This is a genomic window from Gemmatimonas sp., from assembly GCF_044345575.1.
In the GTDB taxonomy this organism is placed as follows: domain Bacteria; phylum Gemmatimonadota; class Gemmatimonadetes; order Gemmatimonadales; family Gemmatimonadaceae; genus Gemmatimonas.
This window is the reverse complement of record NZ_JBIJAW010000404.1, coordinates 1-2,826: the sequence shown is the minus strand read 5'-3', so window position 1 is coordinate 2,826 and position 2,826 is coordinate 1. Positions and strand designations below refer to the sequence as shown.

The following is a 2,826-nucleotide window of genomic DNA, read 5'->3' as shown; positions in this document are numbered from 1 at the left end:
CCCTTCGTTGGTGTACGGCTCGCCGGCTTTCCCCTGCTTCTCTTTTTCGTTGCGGGTGAGGTCGGGCGAAATCTCTGTCCACGTGCGGCCCAGATCCGACGTCTTGAGCAATAGCTGCGCGCCGTGATAGTACGTGTTGGGCTCGTGCCGACTCCAGATGATGGGCGCGTTCCAGTTGTAGCGGTACTTCATGTCCTTCGCATCGCGACCCAAGTATTGAATGGGGGCCGCCATGATGCTCGTGCTGGCCTGAGCCTGCGTGTCGAGCGCTTCGATGGTGCCCTGATAGCTTCCGCCGAGCACGTACCGCGGGTTTGCCGGGTCGAAGGCCAGGAACGCGCTCTCACCGCCGGCTGAAGCGCGCCAGCTGGCAGCCGTGATGCCACCGCTCGCGAGTTCGCGGCTCGCGATCATCACCGACGTGTTGTCCTGCTGCGCGCCGTAGATGCGGTACGGGAACCGGTTGTCGGTATTGATGCGATAGAACTGGCCGGTGGCCACACCCTGGCCACTCCAGCTCTTGCCGCCATCAAAGGTGACGGCGGCACCACCGTCGTCGGACATAACGAAGTTCTGCGGGTCGCTGGGATTGATCCACATGTCGTGATAATCCCCGTGCACGCCGTTCACCTCTTCCCACGTGCGACCGCCGTCGTCGGAGCGCAGGGCAGGGGCGCTCAGCACATAGAGACGGTTCTCGTTCTTCGGGTCGGCAAAGAGCTCGATGTAGTACCAGGCCCGCTGCACGAGCCGCGGCTCACCGCTCACCCGGCTCCAGCTCTTGCCCGCGTTGCTCGAGGCATACAGGCCGCGTTCGTTCCCCTCCGACTCGCTTTCGATGAGCGCGTACACCTTCTCGGAGTTCGCCGGACTCACAGCGATGGACATCTTGCCCATTTTTTCCGGGAGGCCGTCGGTCATCCGGGTCCACGTCTCGCCGGCATCGGTGGACTTGTAGAGTGCGCTCCCCTTGCCGCCGCTGATGACCTTCCACGGCAGGCGGCCGTGTTCCCACATCGCCGCGTACAGGATGCGCGGATTGTTCGCGTCCATCGACAGTTCGGCGGCGCCGGTGCGCTGGTCCACGTAGAGCACCTTCTTCCACGTTGCGCCACCGTCGGTGGACTTGTACACGCCGCGTTCTGCTGAAGGGGCGAACAGCGTGCCCTGCGCGGCGACGTACACGATGTCGGGGTTCTTCGGGTGCACGAGCACGCGGGCGATGTGTCGCGTCTCGTCGAGCCCCATCTTCTTCCACGTCTTGCCAGCGTCAGTGGAGCGATAGAGCCCATCGCCCGAATGCGTCATGACGCCGCGAATCGCGTGCTCGCCCATGCCCACATACACCACGTTGGGATCACTGGGGGCGACGGCAATCGCGCCCACCGTCCCCGACTTGAACCAGCCGTCGGAGATGTTGCGCCAGCTGATCCCCATGTTCTCGGTCTTCCACACCCCGCCGCCGGTGGTGCCCATGTAGTACGTACGGGGATCACCGATCACGCCGGACGACGTATTGGAGCGACCGCCGCGGAAGGGGCCGATGGAGCGCCACTTCACCGGTGCGAAGACGCTGTCGAGTGAGACCGGTGCGGCGGGCTGGGCGGGCAGTCGCGGGGACACGGCGACGAGGGTGGCCAGCGCGACAAGCGTGCGCCAGCGCGCGGACGGACCGTGCGTGAAGAAGAAATTCATGTCTGAAATCTGTAGGGCACGGCGCCTGAGGGCGAGAAAGGTCAACTCTGCCGTCGAGTCCCGACGCTTTGGGGGAGTCGTGGGTCCTCGACCGGTCGATCCCTCAGGTCGCACCGCTACGGGTTCACCAAAGCCCGGACCCACCCACCGACGTGTAGTTTCGTCGGTACGTCGGCGATTGCCGCGCCCTTCGGATCGCTCTCTCGATATCCCGCACCATGTGTAGACTGTTACCGCGTATCGGCGCACTGACGCTCCTCGCAGGGATGGGGCTACCCATCGCGGCGCGCGCACAGAACATGCCCCCGGCTTCCAGAGGCGCATCGTCCGTCGCTCCCGCGGACACGCTGATGCTCAGCCATCAGCGGCTCTCGCCAGCGCATCCGCGTCCGGCGCTGTTCATACGATCGGATCGCGCCGTCATCGGCATGACGGCGCTCGGCGCGTCCATCGCGGCGTTCGCGGATCGCCCCGTGCGTGCGGCGCTCCGTCCCATGCCGGAACACGACCCGAGCAGCGATGCACCGCTGCTTGGCGTCGCTCGTTTTGCGAGTGCCCCCGAACTTTTCCTCGGCTCACTCACGCTCTACGGAGCGGGGCGCATGCTGAGTCATCGAGGGTTCGCCGATGCCGGGTATCATTCTGCCGAGGCGATTGTCGTCTCCGGTGCCGTCACACAGATGCTCAAGGGGCTGATCGGACGCGAGCGCCCCTACGCGTCGGATGGGCGCCCCGGGCAGTTTGCCGTTGGGCGTGGGTTTACCGACAGGCGATATGCCTCGTTCCCCTCAGGACACACCACGGCATCGTTTGCGCTGGCCTCGGTGCTGACGAGTGAAATGACGCGTCGCGCACACGTTCCGGCGTGGCGCAAGTGGGTGGTGGGGAGCCTCGCCTACGGCGGGGCAGCGCTCGTTGGCACGTCGAGAGTTTACGACGACGCGCATTGGGTGAGCGATGTGGTGGTGGGTGCGGGCGTGGGCACCCTGACCGGATTAATCCTGACGCGTCGCGCGCATGCCCCGGGGAATAAACGGGGCCGACTCGAACGGTGGGCCCTCGGCCGCGCGCCGTGATTCCTGCCAATGCGAACGCCCGGACTCGAACCGGGATGGGTCGCCCCGCCAGCTC

At 65.6% G+C, this 2,826-nt stretch carries 2 protein-coding genes; one reads left to right on the top strand and one right to left on the bottom strand.

All coding sequences use genetic code 11. From position 1 onward, the window contains the following. On the bottom strand, positions 1 to 1,695 hold a 1,695-nt coding region (locus ACIQ6O_RS15850), incomplete at its 3' end, for a WD40/YVTN/BNR-like repeat-containing protein (protein ID WP_396208742.1). A 350-nt stretch (positions 1,696 to 2,045) separates the two neighbouring features. Here ACIQ6O_RS15850 and ACIQ6O_RS15845 point away from each other — a divergent pair. Beyond that, the gene (locus tag ACIQ6O_RS15845; RefSeq protein WP_396208741.1) at positions 2,046 to 2,771 is read left to right on the top strand and encodes a phosphatase PAP2 family protein; all 726 of its coding nucleotides are present in this window, start codon (positions 2,046 to 2,048) and stop codon (positions 2,769 to 2,771) included. The last annotated feature ends 55 nt before the right edge of the window (positions 2,772 to 2,826 follow it).

Excerpts from the sequence above, each read along its gene's own strand:
- ACIQ6O_RS15845 (WP_396208741.1), top strand. The coding sequence starts at position 2,046 with ATGCTCAGCCATCAGCGGCTCTCGCCAGCGCATCCGCGTCCGGCGCTG.